18 protein-coding genes are annotated in these 22,042 nt (G+C 50.2%); 2 read left to right on the top strand and 16 right to left on the bottom strand.

What is annotated here, in order from left to right; genetic code table 11:
- Nucleotides 1-60 precede the first annotated feature (60 nt).
- Nucleotides 61-1,464, bottom strand: coding sequence for a polysaccharide deacetylase family protein (locus ACFVVF_RS26465; protein ID WP_387815879.1), 1,404 nt, complete (start codon nucleotides 1,462-1,464; stop codon nucleotides 61-63).
- Nucleotides 1,465-1,644: 180 nt separating this feature from the next.
- Between ACFVVF_RS26465 and ytvI the strand changes: the two genes are divergently transcribed.
- Nucleotides 1,645-2,781, top strand: a complete 1,137-nt coding sequence (gene ytvI, locus ACFVVF_RS26460) for a sporulation integral membrane protein YtvI (protein WP_387815877.1) — start codon at nucleotides 1,645-1,647, stop codon at nucleotides 2,779-2,781.
- 18 nt (nucleotides 2,782-2,799) lie between these two features.
- Here the strand turns inward: ytvI and ACFVVF_RS26455 are convergent, their stop codons facing one another.
- From ACFVVF_RS26455 to cymR, 15 genes are all read right to left on the bottom strand, one after another.
- A complete protein-coding gene (locus tag ACFVVF_RS26455) occupies nucleotides 2,800-4,647 on the bottom strand; it encodes a peptidoglycan D,D-transpeptidase FtsI family protein (protein ID WP_387815875.1) in 1,848 nt (615 codons plus the stop codon).
- A gap of 128 nt (nucleotides 4,648-4,775) precedes the next feature.
- Entirely contained in the window at nucleotides 4,776-6,782 is a 2,007-nt protein-coding gene (locus ACFVVF_RS26450) for a methyl-accepting chemotaxis protein (RefSeq protein ID WP_387815959.1), read from the bottom strand.
- A 1,287-nt stretch (nucleotides 6,783-8,069) separates the two neighbouring features.
- A complete protein-coding gene (locus ACFVVF_RS26445) occupies nucleotides 8,070-9,332 on the bottom strand; it encodes a peptidase U32 family protein (protein WP_387815957.1) in 1,263 nt (420 codons plus the stop codon).
- A 24-nt stretch (nucleotides 9,333-9,356) separates the two neighbouring features.
- On the bottom strand, nucleotides 9,357-10,289 hold the full coding sequence (locus ACFVVF_RS26440; RefSeq protein ID WP_387815873.1) for a peptidase U32 family protein: 933 nt from the start codon (nucleotides 10,287-10,289) through the stop codon (nucleotides 9,357-9,359).
- A 14-nt stretch (nucleotides 10,290-10,303) separates the two neighbouring features.
- Complete coding sequence (mltG, locus tag ACFVVF_RS26435; RefSeq protein WP_387815955.1) at nucleotides 10,304-11,344, bottom strand: endolytic transglycosylase MltG; 1,041 nt, start codon at nucleotides 11,342-11,344, stop codon at nucleotides 10,304-10,306.
- A 167-nt stretch (nucleotides 11,345-11,511) separates the two neighbouring features.
- On the bottom strand, nucleotides 11,512-11,820 hold the full coding sequence (locus ACFVVF_RS26430; RefSeq protein ID WP_387815870.1) for a DUF1292 domain-containing protein: 309 nt from the start codon (nucleotides 11,818-11,820) through the stop codon (nucleotides 11,512-11,514).
- Nucleotides 11,820-12,116, bottom strand: coding sequence for a DUF1292 domain-containing protein (locus tag ACFVVF_RS26425; protein WP_387815867.1), 297 nt, complete (start codon nucleotides 12,114-12,116; stop codon nucleotides 11,820-11,822). Before ACFVVF_RS26425 ends, ACFVVF_RS26430 begins: the two co-directional genes overlap by 1 nt.
- An 8-nt stretch (nucleotides 12,117-12,124) precedes the next feature.
- Nucleotides 12,125-12,541 carry a Holliday junction resolvase RuvX gene (ruvX, locus tag ACFVVF_RS26420; protein WP_042164607.1) on the bottom strand — a complete coding sequence of 139 codons (417 nt, stop codon included), beginning with the start codon at nucleotides 12,539-12,541 and terminating at the stop codon, nucleotides 12,125-12,127.
- Nucleotides 12,542-12,561: 20 nt separating this feature from the next.
- Complete coding sequence (locus ACFVVF_RS26415) at nucleotides 12,562-12,822, bottom strand: IreB family regulatory phosphoprotein (protein WP_042164609.1); 261 nt, start codon at nucleotides 12,820-12,822, stop codon at nucleotides 12,562-12,564.
- Nucleotides 12,823-12,872: 50 nt separating this feature from the next.
- Nucleotides 12,873-15,506 (bottom strand): alanine--tRNA ligase, encoded by a 2,634-nt coding sequence (alaS, locus tag ACFVVF_RS26410; RefSeq protein ID WP_387815864.1) that lies wholly within the window; start codon nucleotides 15,504-15,506, stop codon nucleotides 12,873-12,875.
- 350 nt (nucleotides 15,507-15,856) lie between these two features.
- Nucleotides 15,857-16,927 carry an AI-2E family transporter gene (locus ACFVVF_RS26405; RefSeq protein WP_387815862.1) on the bottom strand — a complete coding sequence of 357 codons (1,071 nt, stop codon included), beginning with the start codon at nucleotides 16,925-16,927 and terminating at the stop codon, nucleotides 15,857-15,859.
- A 1,318-nt stretch (nucleotides 16,928-18,245) separates the two neighbouring features.
- On the bottom strand, nucleotides 18,246-18,443 hold the full coding sequence (locus ACFVVF_RS26400) for a hypothetical protein (protein ID WP_387815860.1): 198 nt from the start codon (nucleotides 18,441-18,443) through the stop codon (nucleotides 18,246-18,248).
- 3 nt (nucleotides 18,444-18,446) lie between these two features.
- Complete coding sequence (locus ACFVVF_RS26395; protein WP_387815857.1) at nucleotides 18,447-18,992, bottom strand: PRC-barrel domain-containing protein; 546 nt, start codon at nucleotides 18,990-18,992, stop codon at nucleotides 18,447-18,449.
- Nucleotides 18,993-19,010: 18 nt separating this feature from the next.
- Complete coding sequence (locus tag ACFVVF_RS26390) at nucleotides 19,011-20,165, bottom strand: cysteine desulfurase family protein (RefSeq protein WP_387815855.1); 1,155 nt, start codon at nucleotides 20,163-20,165, stop codon at nucleotides 19,011-19,013.
- A gap of 18 nt (nucleotides 20,166-20,183) precedes the next feature.
- Nucleotides 20,184-20,603 (bottom strand): cysteine metabolism transcriptional regulator CymR, encoded by a 420-nt coding sequence (cymR, locus tag ACFVVF_RS26385; RefSeq protein WP_042164620.1) that lies wholly within the window; start codon nucleotides 20,601-20,603, stop codon nucleotides 20,184-20,186.
- A 239-nt stretch (nucleotides 20,604-20,842) separates the two neighbouring features.
- On the opposite strand from cymR, the gene mnmA reads away from it, so the two are divergent.
- The gene (gene mnmA, locus ACFVVF_RS26380) at nucleotides 20,843-21,979 is read left to right on the top strand and encodes a tRNA 2-thiouridine(34) synthase MnmA (protein ID WP_387815853.1); all 1,137 of its coding nucleotides are present in this window, start codon (nucleotides 20,843-20,845) and stop codon (nucleotides 21,977-21,979) included.
- Nucleotides 21,980-22,042: the final 63 nt, after the last annotated feature.

Raw genomic sequence — 22,042 nt, 5'->3', positions numbered from 1 at the left:
ACCTGCAACGAAGCGGATAAATTACCGCCGTGCAGGTCTTCCATTTGCTATTAACATTAATTAAATAGCCGAAGTGCTTCCGCCAACATGAGCAGGATCTTCCGCTACAGCGGCCTGAATCGTCCGTTCAACGGCGTCAGAGAGGCTTCTCGCACTTTCATGCACAAGCGCCGTCCCTCGAGTTGCATAGGTCATCATATGATTTATCGGCATGAGCAGCATATGCGGATCAATCCCGCTTCTCCGCTGGCTCGCACGTTCATTATGCTGCTTTTTCGTCAGCACCCTCATTAACACCCGTAAGTAAATGCGAGTCGAACGAGCGAATAGCCCGTCCGGCAGCCGGAAAACGTGGAACCCCAGCCGATCAGCGCCGCGATGAATCATCGTAACGCCATATACAGCTCTGACGTTCTCCGCTTCCGGATCTTCCGCCAGCTGATCTGCCAGCACAGGAAGCGCGTGCTCAACCTCCCTCAGCATCTTTATACCAGTAGCAACCGGTGATTTGGAATTAGAGGCAATAGACGAGAGCATACGATTGTCAAAATGCAGCTCCACGATTTTATCGCCTTTTTCCAACGGGCCGCTGCCGTCAAGCACTACTGATTGTCCGTTATATTTCGTAATCCGGTAATGAAAAGCCGGGTTCTCCTCGCCCACCTGCTTCAGACGAAAGACGAAGTGGAAAGCCCGTTCATACTGCAGCCACGCAGAAATTAACGTTCGTTTCCACCAAGGCTGCTTTTTACTCTTATTATCTTCCGTAAGCTTGATCATCGTATCCACACCAACGAACCGATAGCCTCGTTTCGTCCCTTCCTGCAGATAAGCTTCCAGTGCAAGAAGCATATTGGCTGGAGCAGTAGGATCAGCACCCGGCGTTCTGCCGCAGTCATGCAATAAAATAACTTCGCCCGGACGCAGCTTCTTCATCATTCTGGACTTGAGCTTCTCAGCGCCCAGCTTCACATTCCAATCACCAAACAACGCTGACCACAACACGATCTGATAATGCCCCAGTCTGGCAAAATCAAATACGTTTACGATCCCCCAAGGCGGCCGATAATAGCCGGAACGGATACCCGTCGCCTCACGTATAACATCACAAGTAAGGCCAATTTGCTTGCGCACCGTTTTGGGACGCATAAGCCAATTCGACTTATGAACATAATTATGAATACCGATAATATGGCCTTCCTCTTTCATCCGGCGGAGCAGCTCAGGCTGTCCTTCTGCGTGGGAGCCAACGACGAAAAACGTTGCTTTCGCATCGTATTTCGCTAGCAGATCCAGCAGCTTCGGCGTATATTCGGGATCTGGACCGTCATCGAATGTGAGCGCAATCTCCCGCTCTACACGACCTTTTTTGAAAACACGAAACCCGAAAGTACGACTAATGAATGCAGGGAGGAAAGCATAGAACGTCAAGAAGTAAAGTGCCCCAAGCAGCAAATTCTCCATATTATTCCCCACCGTTTAAAAATTTTTAAAGCTCGCGGCTATTGCACCCGCGCTAATCACAGATAAGTTTAATTGTAACATACTGTGTTTGAAAAATGGCATTAAAATAGGCAGTCATCTAAAAATTATAGTACAATCATTATGGAAATATGAATCCAATAAAACAAAGGAGTTACGCTCATGCTGCCATTTTACAAAAAATATTGGCGAACTGCATTTGACATCGCACTAATTGCACTAACCGTTTACCTTACGATGCTTACATTTAGTTATTTGTACAAAATCGCAACTCCTATTTTCTTCTCTTTTGTTATTTATATGTGCATCGAGCCGCTTGCGAAGCGACTTAATAAAATTGGCATAAAAAAATCGATTGCCTCCGGTATCTCCATTCTTATATTCTCCATCGTCGCATTAGCTGCTTTCTCCGGACTAGCCTATGTCATTATGGATCAAGCAAAGGATTTCATTGAGTACAAGCTGCCTGAATACCAGAAAATACTGGAAAACCAAATCGCCAGCAACTCAGGTCTTCTTCAAGGGCGAATTGAAGCACTTCCACAGGATTGGGTCGTCAAAATTACAGAATACATAAACAGCGCTACTGAAAAACTGCCAAAGCTCATTCAAACCGTATTTATGGGTCTTTACGGCTACGTTACTTCCTTCTCCACCTTCCTGTTCAATCTGATTATTGGCGTTGTTCTCGCTTATTTTCTTAGCATTGAAATTAAAATGTGGAAGAAAACAGCGAATGAGAAAACGCCAAATACGTTTAAAACAGCATTTTTCTTTCTTAGAGAAAATGTATTCAAAGGCATTGCCGGATATATTAAAGCTCAGGCTAAAATGATCAGCATAACGTTTGTCGTTATTTTCGTATCCCTGCTGCTGCTTGGCGTCAACAATGCGCTAATGATATCGGTAGTCGCCGCCATTTTTGATATTTTGCCGCTTCTCGGCGTCGGCACGATTTTTGTTCCGTGGATTATTTATTTGTTCATTGTGGGACAAACCTCTTTAGCTATCTGGGTTTCCGTGCTGTTTCTGGTTGTCATACTGGCCCGTCAAATACTTGAGCCGAAAATTACAGGAGATACGCTTGGCGTCTCCGCCTTTACAATGCTTGCCTTCATGATCGTATCACTCAAGCTGTTTGGCGTGGCGGGCGTTATTTTGTCGCCAATTTTGATCATTCTAATTAAAGCCCTATATGACCAAGGCTTCTTCCATCGCTGGATTCGAACACCGCAAGATGAATTCGACCATATATCGCCTGTACCGGAGCCGCCTCCAGCTACCAAGCCAACGGAGTAACGCCGGTTAAAATAACGGCTATACTTTATTCCGCTCCTCCGATTCGGACTTAGCGAGGATGTCCATAACGCCGCGGAACAGCTTCGTCGCTTCGTTGGAGCTTCCCGGCGGCCGGTACTTCGAGAGCACCGCGACTGCATAACGCGGTGACTTCGCCGGCCCGTAGCCCGTGAACCATTGGTGAATACGGGGAGCGCCCGCTCGCAGTACATCGGCCGTGCCGGATTTCCCGGCAACGGTCCAAATTCCTTGGCGGATCGACTGACCGGTGCCATGGTCAACGACCGCCTCCATTCCGCGAAGCAGCACGCGTGCGGTGGCCGGATGAATCCGGCCGGCCCCGCCGTCGTCTGCCCGCTTCGCGGCAAGCTTCACCATCCGCTGGCCGTTGGCATAGCGGATCTCGCTTACAAGGCGCGGCTCCATTACGCGCCCTCCATTCAATAGCGTGACGACTAAGTTCGCCGCCTGCAGCGGCGTCATTAACACGTCCCGCTGCCCGATTGCGCTTTGCGCCATAACGCCTCCGTCGATGACGAGGCGTTTTTGTTCGCCGTCCGCATTGCTGCGGCGAACGAACAGCTGCCCGGCTTCTTCCTCGCCGAGCAGACGAAGCGGCTCGCGGAATGGCCCAAATGGCTTTTCCGCATGCCAGCCTGCCTGCCGCCCGATGCCTAGTGCGGCAGCCGTATGCTCGAATTGCTCCGCGCTCAGCCGCTCAGCAATCGTAGCAAAAGCGATATTGCAGGACTGTGCCAATCCCTCCCGCAGCGTCAGATGGCCATGGCCGCCTTTTTTCCAGCAGCTAAGGCCGTATTTGCCATATTCACCGTTGCAGGTGAATTCCTCATTCTCCCACGTTACTCCAGCTTCCAGTGCTGCTGCCTCCGTCACCAGCTTGAAGACGGAGCCTGGAGGAACTGCGATGAGCGCATGATTGAGCAGTGTCTTACTGTTCTCCTCGCTTAAACGTTCCGTCTTCTTCATCGCCGGCCTGGATACCATAGCTACAATATCAGCGCTTTCTGCATCCAGTACAACAATCGCTCCTTCCTGAAGCCCTTGAGCGTCGGCATATGCTTCAATCCGATTCTGCAAATCCAGATCGAGTGTTGTATCGACCTGCAGCGGATAATAGTTATTTCCCGGCTCCGTTACGCGCAGATCCAGCCCTTTAAGCGGCTGAAAACGGCTGTCCATGAAATAAGAAACCGAAGTCGCGCCGATCCCCCGGATTAATTTGTCCAAAGACTTTTCCAGGCCGGAGCCGCCCACTTGATCGGTCAGCTTGCGCTTGCCGCTGGCCAACTCGTGTGGATAGGTAGTCTCCAGCCATTCGGGATGCTGGCTTGTGTAGCCAATCGCCTGCTTTGGCTTATGACCATCCACATAACGGTTCCGATAGGGCAGTGCTTTAATGCCTTGAAGCTTGAGCTGCGATAACTGCTGCACCTGCTGCTCCGTTAAACGGAGCGGATTCCCTTTGCCGCCCGCATTTCTCCAGAAGGCCGGCTCACGCAGCCGGTCCCATCTGGCGCTCAAATCAGCCATGGAAACATTCAGCAGCTTGGCAAGCTTTTGCAATTCAAGCTCAGCTCCTCGTGAGCTTGCCGCGATCGGGAACAGTGCCAGCGTCGTATACGTCTCCCCGGTTATGGCTTCGCCGCTGCGGTCGAGAAAATCGCCTCTGCCCGTATCCAGCACTAGGCTTCGCTGCCGCTGCACGACGGACATCCGCTTCCAATTGCCTCTTGCTGCCGCAGCTGTTGCCGACGAATGATGCTGCGGACCTGGTGCAAGCTGAATCCAGGCTAATCGAATAATATAAAGTCCCATCACCATTGTAAGCAGTACTGCTACTATCATTGCTCGCCGAGCCATCGCTGCTGTATCCTCCGCTTCCATTTTCCATATACACGCAGTATCACCTTATCTGCGCATAAAAAACCGTTCAGCCAAGTTGGCTGAACGGCTACAATGATATGCGAAGTCTATTAATCGATTTTGAATTTCGCAAGCGAATCTTTCAGTTGACGGGATACGCTGTCCAGACGCTCGGACAAGTTCACCAAGCCGTTGCTAATGCTAAGCTGCTCCGTGCTTAGAGATGCCACTTCCTCCGAGGTAGCCGACGACTGCTGGGCGACGGCGCTGACGTTAGTCATCGCTTCACTAAGCACCGACTGCGATTGATCCAGCATGCCAATTGATCCTGTTACGGAATCAAGCTTTTGAACAAATTGTCCCATTTGGCTCTGTACCGTTAAGAAAATTTGGTTCGCTTCTTTAACGGAACCAATCTGTTCCTGGAACAACGGATATGCTTCAGACAACACTTGAACGGTCTCCTCGATTTCGCCGCTGATTCTTTCTGTAATTTGAGCAACGACATCGATCGATTGCCGCGATTGGTCTGCCAGCTTGCGAATCTCATCGGCGACAACCATGAAGCCTTTGCCAGCTGTACCTGCACGAGCCGCTTCAATTGTCGCATTAAGCGAAAGAATATTCGTCTGCTTCGTCAAGTTGTTCAGCACGTCGAGAATTTTCACGATGGAACCCGTGCTTTCTTTCAGGCTATCAACCTTCTCCACCATCGAACGGGTCATTTCCTCTGTCATGCCGGTTTTCTCAATGAGGACGCCCATATAAGCCGTACCTTGCTGACTGGCTTTCTCCACATCTCCAGCAGATTCCACCATTTCCCCATTTGCGTCCATTACGGTACGCATCTGCTCGTTAATGTTGCCTGTGAGATCACTGCCTCTTTCCGCCTCAACAGCAAGGCTGCTTGCGCCGTTAGCAATTTCCTCCGTCGCGATCGAGATTTCTCTCGCGGAAATCGCCGTCTTTTTCGATGCGTCGGTCAATTCGCTTGCAGTAGCCAGCACCTCTTCCGCTGACAATGTCGTTTGCTTCGCAAGTGCTGTAATTTGCGTCATCATTTTATTGAAGCTGTCGCCGAGCTGGCCAATTTCGTCCTGACGTTTCTTGAACGTGGAACGAACGGTCAGATTGCCTCTTTCCCCTTCGTTCATCAGGTTTCGCAATTGAACCAGAGGAAGAGCGATCGTCCGAATGACGAGCATGCCAATCGCGATAGCAAGTACCGCAGCCAGTGCGACAGTAATCCAAGTCATTTTATTAATGATTGCTGCATCTTTAACAAGCTCTTTCACCGGAATCGTTCCGACCAGCTTCCAATTCATCGATTTGAATTGCGCATAAGCTGCCAGCACGTCTTCGCCCGAAGTTGACTTCAATTTCAGCGAATCGTTTTCGGTGGCAGGCAGCGTAATATTTTGCGGTTTGCCGATCAGGCTGGCATCAGCGTTTGCAATATAATTGTTGTTCTCGTCTACAATCGAGATTTGGCTGCCTTCGCCAAGCTGAATATCGCGATACTGCTCTTGAATACGGTCAAGACTGATTTCAAGCAGGATCATATAACGGGCTTTGCTCAAGTTGCTGTCATTCATCAGACGTCCCAGGCCGATTGTCGCCTGCTTGTCTCCCGTGCCGAAGCCGCCGGGCTGCGTCTCAACCCAATACGTTCTGCCTTTCTGCTCTTGTATCGCTTTGAACCATTCGCTGCCAACCATAGCATCCGCAGCTGAAGCGCTTGCACTTCCTGCCGTTACAAGTTTTACCTTCGGATCTACCGGGAACAAATATACGCCGAGAATCGCGTCATTGCCCATTACGTAATTTTGCAGCTTGTCGCCAAGCTCTTTAACGCCTTCAAAAGTCGTGTAATCATCCTTGCTCTCCGCTACTTTGTCGGCGAGCTTATGGAAGTCTTTGTCGATCAGAATCTGCATCGAGATATCTTCATACGTTTTGAAAATCGTATTTAAATTATCAGCTGCTTGAATGATCGTCTGATAGCTCGCTTCCGACACTTTGCGTTCTACAATTTTCTTTGATTGTGCGTAGGCCAATTGACCCACTACAAGCACGCACGCGATGATGCTGATAAAAATAATGAAAAACAGCTTCATCCCAACCGACTTTACAGGATTCGTAAGCTTTGTCTCTTTCAGTGCATGAATACCAGACTTGGCAAGACTAGCTCCCTTGCCTCCTATTGTTTGCGCTTTCAAACTGCTGGTAGAAGTCGTCTTTTTCTCTTTGTTCTTCTTCCCCACATTTTTCAATGGAAGACACCGCCTTTGTACGATTGTCGTTGTGTGCAATTGATGATGTAGCCCTCATTTGCGGTTAGTTCTTTCACCCTATTATGTATGGTTATATAACCCTATTATTTTATATCGGTCAACAATTGTCAATTCATAATATGTAACGCGGCCTGTAATGCCGGAATTCGACAGTATTTATAAAAAAAGAGAGGTTTTCACCTCTCCGGATCGATTATGTGCGCCATTATTAGGAATTGTTGCGTATAATGTGTCGGGAGCGCATACTCCCCTGCACGCCCGCACCATGCAGCAGGATCGCTGCGCGGTTCGGCTCATGGTGCCGTTCTTGATTCCATTGTCTCATCGCTTTCACGATGAGTAATGGATAGAACCTTCGAAATGTCACCCTGAACTCGAATCACTCCGCTCCCTCGCACGCCCGCACCATGCAACAGGTTCGCTGCGCGGTTCGGTTCATCGTGCCGTTCTTGATTCCATTGTCTCATCGCTTTCACGATGAATAATGAATAGAACCTTCGAAATGTCACCCTGAACTCGAATCACTCCGCTCCCCTTCCTGCACCGCAACCATACCGGGTTCGCTGCGCGCTTCGGTTCATGGTGCCGTTCTTGATTCCATTGTCTCATCGCTTTCACGATGAATAATGGATAGAACCTTCGAAATGTCACCCTGTACTCGAAGCGCTGCGCTCCCCCAGCCTGCCTAAACCCCAGACTCAACTAATCAAAATGTAAAAGTACATGTTGTTGGCCGGAATTTCGACGATTTAGCGCTTCAAAATGCAAAAGTGCAGTTTGATCGGCCTAAAAAGCTCCGAAAAGGCCCAATTGAGCGATTTCAAATGTACTTTTGCATTTTGATGGCTGTTTTGGCCGAAATAGGAGCAATCAAAATGCACTTTTGCATTTTGTTCACCAGCCAAGCTCAGAACGCTAGTAAAGAAGAGGTTAGTTAACCCTCTGCACAAGTCACATCACCCTATTCCCCTGTAAGCGAAATGGGATCATGCTGCACGCGAATCCGCATCATTTAGCGCGAAAAGGGGTAGCCCCAGCTATCATAGTGAAGCAAACTATGCTCAATCTCCCACACACTACGAAAAAGAGAGGCTCCCGCCTCTCTCCGACTTACTTTTTAGAAATTCTTTTACGCATCAGGTCCATTGGCTTCACCGGCTGCGCCGTTTGAATGCGGATCAGTTGCAGCGGGTGGCGGGCAGCATCCAAAGCGTTGCCTTCGGAATCGGTGATTTCACCGACTGTCTGTTTAAAGAAGCGGCCGCCGGGGCCAACGAATTCGACTTCCTGGCCTGGCTTGAAGTGGTTCCGCTGCTGAATGACAGCGATACCGCTTGCCTCATCATACTCCATCACGACGCCTGCAAAATCATACGGCGCCGCTTTCTCCTCCGGCTCATAAATATGATCCTCCGCGCCAGGAGTATCGAGGAAAAAGCCGGTATTTAGCGGACGGTTGGCCGCCTTGTTAATCTCTTCAACCCATTCCGGCTTCAGCACGTAGCCTTCCGGATCTTCGAAATACGCATCGATTGCTTGGCGATAGGCATTGACGACAGTCGCGACATAATGAAGGCTTTTCATCCGGCCTTCGATTTTGAAGCTGTCCACACCAACCTCAATCAGTTCCGGCATGTATTCGATCATGCACAAATCTTTGGAGCCCATCGTGAACGGATCAGCTTCCTCGTCATAAAGCTGCTCTTCGTCGGCGTGCAGATCGTATTTCCATCTGCAGGACTGGCAGCAGCCGCCGCGGTTGGAATCCCGATCGGTAAAATGGTTGCTCAATACGCAGCGTCCTGAGAAGGAAGAGCACATGGCGCCATGAATAAACGCTTCGATCTCTATATCGACGCGCGCCTTAATTTCGGCGATTTCTGCAAAGCTAGTCTCGCGCCCAAGCACGACGCGGGGCAAGCCCTCCTCTTTCCAAAACTGGACAGCCTGCCAGTTCAGTGTCGATTGCTGCGTACTCAGGTGGACTTCAAGTCCTGGCGCTACACGCTGCGCCGTTTCGATGATGATGGGGTCAGCCGCAATAATCGCGGCGATGCCAACCTCCTCGAGCTTTTGCAGGTAATGCTCCAGTCCGTCAATATCCTCGTCATGAGCATAGATGTTGGTTGCGACGAAAACCTTGGAGCCGTATTTTTTGGCGAACTCGACGCCTTCCTTCATTTCCTCAAAGCTGAAATTGCCGGCATTGGAACGGAGGCCGTACTTTTGTCCGCCGATATAGACCGCGTCCGCTCCGTAATGGACGGCAAACTTCAGCTTCTCCAGATTGCCCGCCGGCGCGAGCAGCTCAGGACGGTCAAGCCGGTTTCTTTTGCCCTTGTAACGCGGTATCGTTTGCTCTGCTGTTGTCATCATTCCTGCACACCTCCAGATCCATTAATACACTTGCTCTTTGTAAAAAAAGCCATAGCTTAGCTCGCGGTTCGGGTCCTGCACCGCTTTAATCTCGTCCAGCCACTCTTCCTGGAAAGCATAAGCTTCAGGATCGGCCAGATAAGCATCAATTGCCTTGCGATACGCGCGGACAACGATTTCATTGTATGCAATAGACTTCATTACACCTTCAATTTTCAGGCTGTCGACCCCGACTTCCAGCAGCTCATGCACATTTTCGAGCATGCACAGATCGTCCGAGCTCATGATATGCGTGCCGTTCGCATCCTCATAGATCGGATAACGTTCACCCGGACGCTCATCCTCAGTCAAATAAAGACCGCGGTGCTGATCCAACTGGTCGAGCCGCCCAGTATCCTGCTGATGATCTAAATAGCTGTTGACGAGAGAACGCTTGGAATGATAGATATTCGTAATTCCGTGAACCTGCACCTCAAGCTGCAGCTTCGCAGCCGATTTCATCTCGATAATCTGATCCATATTCAGCTCGCGGGCAAGCACGAACCGGGTAGCGCCTCTGCGTCCCCAATATTCGGCAGTCCGGTAATTCGTCGACGTCATCTCCGCATTCCAATGCAGCGGAATATGCGGCGCTTCGGCGCGCACCGTCATCAATACGGCGGGGTCGCCGAAGATGATGCCGTTAACACCGGCTTCAGACAGGCTTCGAATATAACCTGGAAGCGAATCCAGCACGCTATTATCCATCAAATTGTTGAGCGACACATAAATGTTGACGCCTCGCGGCGCTGCCAGCTTAACAGCTTCGGCTATTGCTGCCGGATCGAAATCGCCGCCCAGACGCATGCCATAACGGGCTTCCCCGATTACGAAAGCGTCAGCACCGGCGTCCATCAATCGCTTCAGCTCTTCAATAGAACCGGCTGTCGTCAGCAATTCAGGCTTGTATGTCATGGCCTTAACTCTCCTTACTTCGCAGTCTTGTTGCTTTTCTCGATGTTGCGCAAATGCTCTTTATAGGTAACGGCGAACAAATGGGTTTGCGAGCCGTCCTTTTTCGTTACGTAATAGTAATAGTCGGTTTTTTCCGGATAAAGCGCGGCTTGGATAGAAGCCAGACTCGGGTTCGCAATCGGACCCGGCGGCAAGCCTTTCACTTTGTACGTGTTATAAGGGCTCTCTACCTGCAGGTCTTTCTCCATCAGTCTTTCCTTCGGCTTATCCAGCAAATATTGGACGGTGGCATCAATTTGCAGCGGCATCCCTTTATCAAGCCGGTTCTTAATAATGCCGGAGACGACAGCCCGCTCTTCCTTCACGACAACTTCACGCTCCACTAGCGAAGCAATCGTCAGCAGCTGATGCAGCGTCAGCTTCCGCTCTGCAAGCACATCTTCCCAGCCCTCAGGCAGCTGTGCCAGCTTTTTGTCCAGCTCCGTAATCATACGCTGTAAAATATCAGCCTCTGTACTGCCCACCTTCAGCTCGTACGTCTCTGGGAATAAATATCCTTCCAGCCGGTGATGCAATTTGGCGTCTTCCGGTATGGAACGGACGGCTTCCGCATCGCCCCATGTCGTTTGCTTCTCTGCAAGCTCCATGAACACGTTTTTGTCGATCAGCTTGTCCTGGGACAGCTTATCCGCAATTTGAAGCAAAGTAAAGCCCTCTGGAATCGTAAACTTGATCATTTTCTCGGCAACGGTTTCCCCGCTGTTCAGCTTGGCGATAATTTCATCATTCTTCATACCAGGCTTCAACTCATAGATGCCAGCTTGGAAACGGGAACCTTCTTTTTTCAGCTTCAAATAATATTTAAAGAGAAAGGAATTTTTAATAATGCCCTGTTCCTCCAGCACATCAGCTACTGTAAATGCGGAAGAGCCTTTCTTAACTTCAATTTCCTTTACCTCGCCGGCAGACGTTGGTTTAAGACCGATCCAAATATATAAAAATACGCTGCCTGCACCAATGAGCATAATGCTTAACAAACTAATAACGACCCACATCCCAATGCGAGCCGGTCTTGGTCCGGATGAAGAACGTGCGGATTGATTCAACCTAAGCTTCCTCCTAAACGACGGTATTTTAATTTCTGATCCGTATTTATTAACCTTCTTCTCGCGAAAAAGAGCGGTGTGAGCCGCTCTTCGTCACTGGTTATGCAATTGTTGCATTAAGGCATTTCGTCGCCTGCAAAAAGCAGGTCATCGTAGGCCTCAGCTGCAAGTTCCCATTCCTCGTCATCCTCGATCGTCTCCAGCTGCGGTTCGCCGCTGTCTGACAAAATGACGCGGAACAGCTCGACTTCCTGTTCCTTGGCCATCGCTGCCGATTGCAGCGAGGCATAAACATGAGGTCCAAGTTGAAATTCCGCCTTAATCTCATACACTTCGGGACGGCCGTCTTCAGCGATGAGCTCGATCTCATTGCCGAACGTTTCCTTCAGCCGTTCCAGAGGTACGGGGACGAGATTATCGTTCATTAATTGTCTTCCTCCATCTCGCCAAGCAGCGTGTTAAACGTCTCCTCAACAATGTTCCATTCTTCCTCGTCTTCGATCGTGTACAGCTTCAGATCGTCGCCGTCTTCCTCGTAACGGAAAGCATAGACTTCGTCTTCCTCTTCATTCTCACCAGAGAGCGGAACAACCATCATATATTTCGAATCAGAGCCGTCCACTTCGAACTTCATGATGACTTCGAATTCTTCTTCGTTGCCGTCTTCATCCGGAATATAAATAATTTCCGGTTCTTCGAACTGCATGTCATCGTTTGTCATCTTAACCCTCACCTTTTCGTTTTAGAATCGAGATAATTTTGCAAAATGAGCGTGGCCGCCATTTTGTCCACGACAAGCTTCCGCTTTTTCCGGCTAACGTCCGCTTCAATCAACGTTCGTTCAGCGGATACAGTCGTCAGCCGTTCATCCCAAAGGTGAACAGGCAAGTTCAACCGCGTCTGCAACTGCTCTGCGAATGCAATGCTTATTTCGCCGCGCGGCCCGATCGTATTGTTCATATTTTTCGGCAGCCCCACGACGATTTCCGTTACTTCGTATTCTTTCACCAGCTCAGCGATCCGCTCCACCTCGCCGCCGTCTCTGCGCTTGTGAACAACTTCCTTCCCCTGCGCAGTCCAGCCGAATGCGTCGCTAATCGCGACGCCGATGTTGCGGTCGCCGTAATCCAATCCCATTGTTCTCATCGCTATGAACCGGCTCCCGACTATTTCTTATTGTTCAAATAGAACCGGACAAGCTCCTCAATGAGTTCATCGCGTTCTTTTTTGCGAATTAAGCTTCTGGCGTTGTTATGCCGTGGAATATAAGCGGGATCTCCGGATAACAAGTACCCTACAATCTGATTGATCGGATTATACTCCTTCTCCAGAAGCGCTTCATGCACCTTCAGCAAAATGTCTTGTGAGGAAGATTCTACGTCCTCCCCCTTTACACTAAACTTCATCGTATTGTCCATGGAACTCATCGCCAGCACCTCGCTTCCATCCGCAGTTCTTTTTCCAAATTACAATATTATCATATCACATTTGATTGGGCTAGAACCAGTTCTTCCGCAAGTTTCAGCGCTTCTTCCAGTTTCGAAGCGTCTTTGCCGCCTGCTTGGGCCATATCCGGACGCCCGCCGCCGCTGCCGCCGCAGTGAACCGCAGCCTCTTTGATGATCTTGCCGGCATGGAAACCTTTCTTCACCAAATCTGCCGATACTGCTGCCACGAGATTGACTTTATCCTCTTGAACAGCCCCAAGCACGATAACCGCCGATGGCAGTTTCAGCTTCAGCTCGTCCGCAATGCCGCGCAGTGCGTCCATTGAAGGCGCGCTGACTTTAGCAGCCAATACGGTAACTTCGCCGACTGTTTTGGCCTGATCCTCGAGTGATCCCGCTTCAATCCGGCTCAGCTTCGCTTGAAGCGACTCATTCTCGCGTCCCAGCTCTTTCACTTGACCGAACAGCGCTTCGATCCGCTTCGGAACGTCATTTGTATTAGACTTCAGCAAGCTCGATGCTTGCTTCAGCAGATCCAGCTGACCTTCCATATAGCTGTAAGCATGACGGCCAGTTACCGCTTCGATCCGGCGAACGCCCGATCCGATACCGCTTTCGCCAAGCAGCTTGAACAGCCCGATTTGCGAAGTGTTCGCTACATGGCAGCCGCCGCACAGCTCGATGCTGTACTTGCCGACTTGTACGACGCGTACGACGTCGCCGTATTTCTCGCCAAACAGCGCCATCGCTCCCATTGCTTTTGCATCGGCGATCGCCTTGCTTTCGATGACAACACTTGTGCCGAGCCATACTTGCTCGTTAACACGGCGTTCGATTTCCGTCAGCTCCTCCGGCGTAATGCTGCCGAAGTGGGAGAAGTCAAAGCGGAGACGATCGGCTTCAACGAGCGAGCCTGCTTGGTTAACATGATCGCCAAGCACTTCTTTGAGCGCTTTATGAAGCAAGTGAGTCGCCGTATGGTTTTTAATGATATCCTCGCGGACAGAGCGCGCTACTGTCGCTTCTACCTTTTCGCCGGTACGAACCGTACCCGACACGACCACCGCATGATGAACGTTTTGTCCATGAGGCGCTTTCGTTACATCCTCAACCTGCAGCTCGAAGCCTTTGCCGGTAATCGTACCCCGGTCGCCGATTTGGCCGCCGCTCTCTGCATAGAATGGCGTACGGTCAAGAAGCACCAGCACCTTGCTGCCTTCGCCTGCAAGATCAACGAGCGCATCGTCAATAACGATCGCTGTAATTGCAGACTCCGTTACGAGTTCATTATAGCCAACAAACTCGCTTTTAACCGTTAATTCGCCGAGCGGACCGCCTTGAACCTTCATGCTGCCTGTATCCTGACGAGCGGCGCGGGCACGCTCCCGCTGTCCTTCCATCGCTGCATCAAAGCCTTCGCGGTCAACCGTCATGCCGTTCTCGGAAGCGAAGTCCTCTGTCAAGTCAAACGGGAAGCCGTAAGTGTCATACAGTTTAAAAGCGTCGTCGCCGTTGATTTCGGTTGAACCGGCTTTACGAGCCGCTTCAACCAGCTCTGACAGCATCGTCAAGCCGTCAGACAGCGTCTCGTGGAAACGCTCTTCCTCGGTGCGGATCACACGCTCGATGAACTCGCGTTTTTCCACCACTTCCGGATAGTAGACGCCCATCACTTCGCCGACTGTAGAAGTGAGCTCGTACAGGAACGGACGGTCGATGCCGATCGTTTTTCCGTAACGGACGGCACGGCGGAGCAGACGGCGGATAATGTAGCCGCGGCCTTCGTTGGAAGGCATGACGCCGTCGCCTACTGCGAACGCAACAGTACGGATATGGTCGGCAATGACTTTCAGCGCAACGTCATGCTCTTCATTCACATGGTATTTAACACCGGCAATGCTGCAAGTCTGCTCGATAATCGGTACGAACAAGTCGGTATCAAAGTTCGAATCGACATCTTGAAGAATAGAAGCGAAACGTTCCAGACCTGCGCCTGTATCGATATTTTTGTTCGGAAGCGGCGTGTAGCTGCCGTCCTTGTTATGGTTGAATTGTGAGAATACGAGGTTCCATACTTCCAGGAAACGCTCGTTCTCCCCGCCCGGCCAGCATTCAGGATCGTTCAGATCGCCGTATTTGTCGCCGCGGTCATAGAAAATTTCCGTACAAGGGCCGCAAGGGCCTTCGCCGATATCCCAGAAGTTCTCTTCCAGCTTGTAGATACGCTCCAGCGGCACGCCGATTTTCTCGTTCCAGAACTTCAGCGCTTCTTCATCTTCGGTATATACCGTAACCGACAGACGCTCCGGATCGAAGCCGATCCATTCTTTGCCCGTCAGAAACTCCCATGCCCAAGTAATGGCTTCTTCTTTGAAGTAGTCGCCGATGGAGAAGTTGCCCAGCATTTCGAAAAACGTATGGTGACGGCGTGTTTTGCCGACGTTCTCGATGTCATTCGTACGAATACATTTTTGCGAGTTCGTAATGCGCGGATTTTCTGGAATAACACGGCCGTCAAAATAAGCCTTCAGCGGCGCCATGCCAGCGTTGATCCACAGCAGCGACGGATCGTTGTGCGGAACAAGCGATGCGCTTGGCTCGATTTTATGGCCTTTGCTTTCGAAAAATTGCAGCCATTTGGAACGGATTTCACTAGCTTTCATTGTTAACACGCCTCCATGTGATCGAATTTTCTTTTTGTTCGCAAATGCGAATGAAAACATAAAAAAGCCCCTGTCAGAGACAGGGACGAATTCACGATCGCGGTACCACCCTGGTTATCGCTCCGCCGTATGCAAACGGGCCAATGAGCAATCGCCTTATATGGACGTTAACGGATCCACCCGGTGAAGTTTGTTCACACTCCGAAATTAGCTTCGGCCGTTCTTCGCCATAAGAGCTTTCTCAGCCATCGCCTTGTCAGGCGAAGAAGCTCTCTCTCTAGTTGACGGGCTGCGGCTTACTTCTTTTTCATCAACGTTTGTATAAAGTATATCGGCCGTTATGGCCGCTGTCAAATAATCTTTCTGCGCACGTAGTACGCGAACATATGCTGAACGACCACCTTCAAAGCGGCGAAGATCGGCACGGCCAGAATCATCCCGACGATGCCCGCAATCTCGCCTCCTACAAGCAATGCAAAGATGATCGAAAGCGGGTGCATATGGAGCGTTCTCCCGACAACCTGAGGTGAAACGACGTTGCTCTCGAGAATTTGGCAGATGACGTTAACGACTGCAACCAGAATGACCAGCTTGACGGAGACGGTAGACGCCACAAGCAGAGCTGGAGCTGCTCCGAAAAAAGGCCCCAGGTACGGAATGATATTCGTGACTGCCACGATAGCCGCAAGCAGCAGCGGATACGGCAAATCGATAATCACATAGCCGATATAGGCCAAAATACCGACGATACCGCAGACGATAAACTGTCCCCGAATATAGCTGCCAAGCGCAGAGTCGATATCCTTCAGCAGTCTGACGGCATTTTTGCGGTGAGCTTTTGGTACATACGTAATGACCGTCCGCTCGAACACATCAAAATCCTTTAAGATGTAGAAGGCCAGAAAAGGAATAATGAATGCGATGAACAGCGCATTGACGACCGAGCCAATGTTATTGACGAAATGGATCAGCGTTTCGGACAGCTTTTTCTCCATATGGATCAGCGATTTATTAATACCATCCCGGAAGCTCTCCGGCAGGAAAGACGAATTGTTCATATCTGTGACTAGGTTCTGCGCCCGCATCGTCAAATCCGGTACATGATGGTTAAGCTCCTGCACCTGCTCGACGAACATCGGAATGACGTTAACCAGCACGACGGCCAGTCCTGCGCAAAATACGGCATAGATCAGCAGCACGGCGATCGTACGCGGCACTTTCCGCGCATGCAGCATGGACACCACCGGATTGAGAACGTAAGAAATGATCATGGCGATTAGGAAAGGCGCGAGTATCGCTTTGAAAAATACGTACAGATGTATAATGATCGGTTTGACGAGCAGCAGCAAGTATAAGGCCAGCAATCCAAGTATCAAGTAAACAAGCCAAACGAACAGACGGCTCTTCGTAAACCGTTCCATCGCCTGCACCCCCCGCACTATCGTATAAACAGTCGCGATTACGGCTGCGGGCCGCATCTGATACAGTATATGTACAAGCGGGGAGGTTCATCCATCGGGGTGGTGAAAAGCGAGCTTACTCCACACAACGTGAGTATCTTTTAAAACATGTTCATGCGCCGGGGGCGCTGCGCGTTTCGGTTCGTACCGCCGTTCTTGATTCTATTTTTTATCGCTTACCCGATTATTAATATTGGAATCTGCAAAAAGTCTGCCCGAACTCGTAACGCTCCGCTCTCCCTCTTCGAAACTAACCGGGGTCGCTACACGTTTCGGTTCGTGCAGCCGTTCTTGATTCTATTTTTTCATCGCTTACCCGATTATTAAGGTTGATGCGATGCCTAAACCGCGTATACGGGTTCGGATTCAAGTGGGGTTCGGATTCTCCATTACCCTACATGCTAGCGAAGCGACTTCGCTATTTATCGGAAGAAAGTTCATTAATTAGTGGTAGATTCGTCGTGTTTTGGGGCTTTTAGGAGCAATAAAGGAAGTTTTTCTCTATTGAGAAAACGATGTACACTATAGAGTAATTTTATGCGCTACAGCCTTCACACCTCATTTTTTCCTTCATTTAGTGAAATTTATTACTTTCATTTGCGAACCTGCTTCGCTAATTGTCCCCAGTGATCCTGTGAAAATAATAGTAATCAAAATTGGTTACTTTGCTGCATTAATCGAGCAACAGCAATCCATTAGGCCATGTAGATAGCCACCATCAAGTAGTCCAGCCAGAGCATACAGCAGATTAGCTTGTCTGTCGGGTCCCCCTTAATTTAGTAGCGAAGCAGCTTCGCTATTAAACGGAGGAAAGTACATTAGTTAGTTACAGAATCGGCGTGTTTTAGGGCTTTTAGGCGCAATAGAGGAAGTTTTTTCTCTGTTGAGAAAATGATGTACACTATAAAGTAATTTCATGCACTACAGCCTCCGATCCCCCTCTTACTCCGCCATTTAGCGAAATTTTGTACGCTCATTAGCGAACCTGCTTCGCTAATAACTCCTGCCTCACTAATTACGACGAAGCCTTGTATACTGCGCTGTCGAGGCTCCGCTGAGACACCGAAGCATAGCAGAATTATTACTTGGGCCCATTCGAGCATCAAACATCAGTTAGAGGTTCAGTGCAAATTTCGAGGTGATTCAGCCAAATAAAGCAGACTAGTCAGTCACATCCAGCATCAGAGGGTTTCCCTTCTTTTCGAATCTTCCAAGCTAGACATAAAACAAAAAAACGCTCCCTATACAGGGAGCGCAGCTTCATCCTACATATACAATTTTAGTTAGCATGGATTTGCGGCATTTCCTCTTCGAAGAACAGGTCGTCGAGAGAGCTTAACGTGCCGTCCTCTTCCACCTGGTAGACCGACATTCTCTCGCCATTCACTGTCAGCTCAATGAAGCAGCCCCAGCAGTAAAACTGATGGGAACCGATTTTGCCAATATCTTTGGAATTGCAATTGGGACATCTCATCATCTTTCATTTCTCCCTATATTCTGAATTGGAAGCTGCGACAGGCTCCAATTCCGCTTCACTGACAGCAGGAACAATAATCGCGTCTTCCCCGAGCAGCACGGCCTCCGGATCCTCCGGGGCTCTCAGCCATTTGCGCCCTTCCATCAGATCCGATATAAAACCATCCGTAAGCTCATAGCCTACTATTTGTGTACCCTGAAACGGGTAAAAATAAACATCGGACACCCGCCCAAGCTGCAAGCCTTGAACGGTTACAACCGGCAAGTCTTTCAATTTCACGACTCCGGTATCGAAGGATCTGAGAATTTCAGCCGGTTTGACCGGCTTTACCGCTTCTTCACCAGAGATAAGCACCGCGTCCTCGCCGCAGGTCAGCACATCCGACCATTGTACCGCCAGCACGCCCGATCCGAACCATTTCGCGTTCGAGAGAACGAGGCCGAGCAGCTTCCAATGCTCATCAAACCATGCATCCCTTACCATACCGGCATGTTTGCCGGAATGAATGACGAAGACCGGAAGTCCGATTAGTTGTTGAAGTTTGATCACGCTGCGTTCGGAGGCCTCCTAGACGTTAGTACGGACACGCGCAGAAATCGTTCCAACGATTTTCGCAGCGTCTTCCATTTCCTCCACAGTATTCCCCAAACCGAAGCTAAATCGAACAGCGGAATTCAATCTTTCTTCAGGCAGCCCCATGGCGCGAAGCACATGAGACCTCTCCAGCGCGCCCGATGTGCAGGCCGAACCGCTAGAAGCGGCAATGCCTGCAAGATCAAGGCTCATCAGCATCGTCTCGGTATCAATCCCGATAAAGCTGAGATTTACGATATTCGGCAAGCTGTTCTGCGCATCGCCGTTAACGATGATCTCAACCTCCGGCATTGCAGCTTTCAACCGCTCTATCCACTCTTTACGAAGCTTGTCCATCAGAAGTTGCTTTTCCGCACGATTGTTCACACAAATGTCAACAGCTTTAGCGAAACCGGCTATGCCTGCGACGTTTTCTGTCCCCGGCCTCCGCTTTCGCTCCTGTGATCCGCCGTGCGCAATCGGCTCGAACGGCGTTCCGTTCGCAATATAAAGCGCGCCTACCCCTTGCGGGCCGTTAATTTTATGAGCGGAAAAGCTCATGAGATCGACGGGGAGCTGCTGCAATCGGTAGTCCAGCAGTCCGAAGGCTTGTACCGCATCAACGTGAAAAAGCACGCCTTGTGCTTTCGCAACAGCTCCAATCTCCTCGATCGGATTTAGCGTGCCTACTTCATTGTTCCCGTGCATAATCGTAATCAGACCGGATTCCGGCGTAATCGCAGCCGCGACATCCTCCGGCGACACCTTGCCTGTACCGTCGACGGGCAGGTAAGTGACGCTGAAGCCTTCGCGGCTCAAAAATTCACATGTATGAAGAACCGCATGATGCTCAGCAGTTGATGTAATAATATGGGTTTTACCGTTTTTCCTCATCGCCATTGCGGCTCCGATGATCGCAGCGTTGTCGCTTTCGGTACCGCCGGATGTAAAGACGAGCTCAGCCGGCTTACAGCCAAGAGCAGCCGCAATCGTATCCCGCGCGCGGCTTACCAGCAGCTTTGCTTCTCTGCCGAAAGCATGCATGCTCGACGGATTGCCGCCGGCGCCTTGCATAATTGCCAGCATAGCTTGGGCGACTTCCGGATGCATGGGCGTTGTCGCCGCATGATCAAAATAATAGCTTTTCATATCGCATACCTTCTTACATTAAATGTAAAACATATAATTGTCGACTTTGCCAGCATCTTGGAACGTTACAAGATCGGCAAGCGTCGTCGAATCCAGCACCTCAGCGATGCTGTCACGGATGCGCAGCCACAAATCGCGTTTGGCCGGGTCATCCTCTTCCGTGAAATCGACGGGCGAGATCGGCCCTTCCAAAATACGAATAATATCCCCGGCTGTAATCGTCTCCGGTTCTTTAGACAGAATGTAGCCGCCATAAGCGCCGCGAATACTTTTTACTTGACCTGCATTGCGCAGAGGCGCTACCAATTGCTCCAAATAGTGTTCGGAAAGCTGATTCCGCTCGGCAATGCTTTTGAGCGAAATCGGGCCTTCTCCGTATTTAGCCGCCAGCTCCATCATAATCGTTAGACCGTAACGGCCTTTCGTCGATATTTTCATAATCGGCACCTCTCTTTGTTTAATTGCTAGCTTATGTGAATGTTTCCTTGATCTTATCGCTATAAATCATGGTATTCCCATATCACATCTATGTTAACATATTCTGCATCGAACATGCGAGAAAAGGTTTGGGCTTCCATGAAAAAGTTTTTCTTCTATGATACAATGGAACGAAGCTAGGTTCTTTCTTATACGAAGCAATCAGCTGGAGGTTTGCAAAATAAAGGCGGTGCAACATAATGGAGCAAAATAAAAATACAAGAGTCGTCGTAGGCATGTCCGGCGGCGTGGACTCGTCCGTGACCGCGCTGCTGCTAAAGCAGCAAGGCTACGAGGTAATCGGCATCTTCATGAAAAACTGGGACGATACCGATGAGTTCGGCCACTGTACGGCGGAGGAAGACGCGGAGGATGTGCGCCGCGTATGCGACCAGATCGGCATTCCTTACTACACGGTCAACTTTGAAAAGCAATATTTCGATAAAGTGTTCACATACTTTCTCGATGAATATAAACGCGGACGCACGCCAAATCCGGACGTCATGTGCAACCGGGAAATCAAGTTCGGCGATTTCCTGCAAAAGGCCAATGAGCTTGGCGCAGATTATCTAGCGACCGGCCACTACGCCCGTGTGGAGCGCACAGCAGACGGCGAGACGAAGCTGCTTCGCGGCGTAGACGGCAACAAGGATCAGACCTACTTCCTAAGCGCACTCAGTCAACGCCAGCTGGCAAAAGCGATGTTCCCGATCGGACATTTGCCTAAGCCGGAGGTTCGGCGGATTGCGGAAGAAGCCGGCCTGTATACCGCCAAAAAGAAAGACAGCACCGGCGTCTGCTTTATCGGCGAGCGGAACTTCAAAACCTTCCTTGGCAGCTATCTTCCTGCCCAGCCCGGCGAGATGGTCGACATTCGCAGCGGCGAGGTGAAGGGCCGTCATGACGGGTTAATGTATTACACGCTTGGGCAACGCCAAGGTCTGGGCATTGGCGGCTCCGGCAATGGCGAGCCATGGTTTGTTGCCGACAAGGATTTGGAGCGCAACATCCTGTACGTCATTCAAGGTGAAAACCATCCAAGCCTGTACTCCACCGGCTTAACAGCGACCGGCTTCAACTGGATTGCGCCCTTCCAACCGGAACAAAGCTTTCACTGTACAGCAAAATTCCGCTATCGTCAACCTGATCAAGGCGTTACGGTAACCTTCGGCAAGGACGGCGAGGCGACAGTCGTATTCGACAACCCGCAAAAAGCCATTACGCCAGGACAAGCAGTCGTCCTCTATGACGGAGACGTTTGCCTCGGCGGCGGCACGATTGACAAGGTGCACAAAATCGATCCGGCCGTTTACGAGCAAGTTGTCGCACAAGTCTAATGAACAAAAGGACCTCACTCCCGCCTAACGGGAATGAGGTCCTTTTCTTATACATATCCCAGT

The sequence above is a fragment of the Paenibacillus sp. NPDC058174 genome (genome assembly GCF_042883865.1).
In the GTDB taxonomy this organism is placed as follows: Bacteria; Bacillota; Bacilli; order Paenibacillales; family Paenibacillaceae; genus Pristimantibacillus.
The sequence above is the reverse complement of the archived record's forward strand: the minus strand, read 5'-3'. Positions and strand labels throughout refer to the sequence as shown.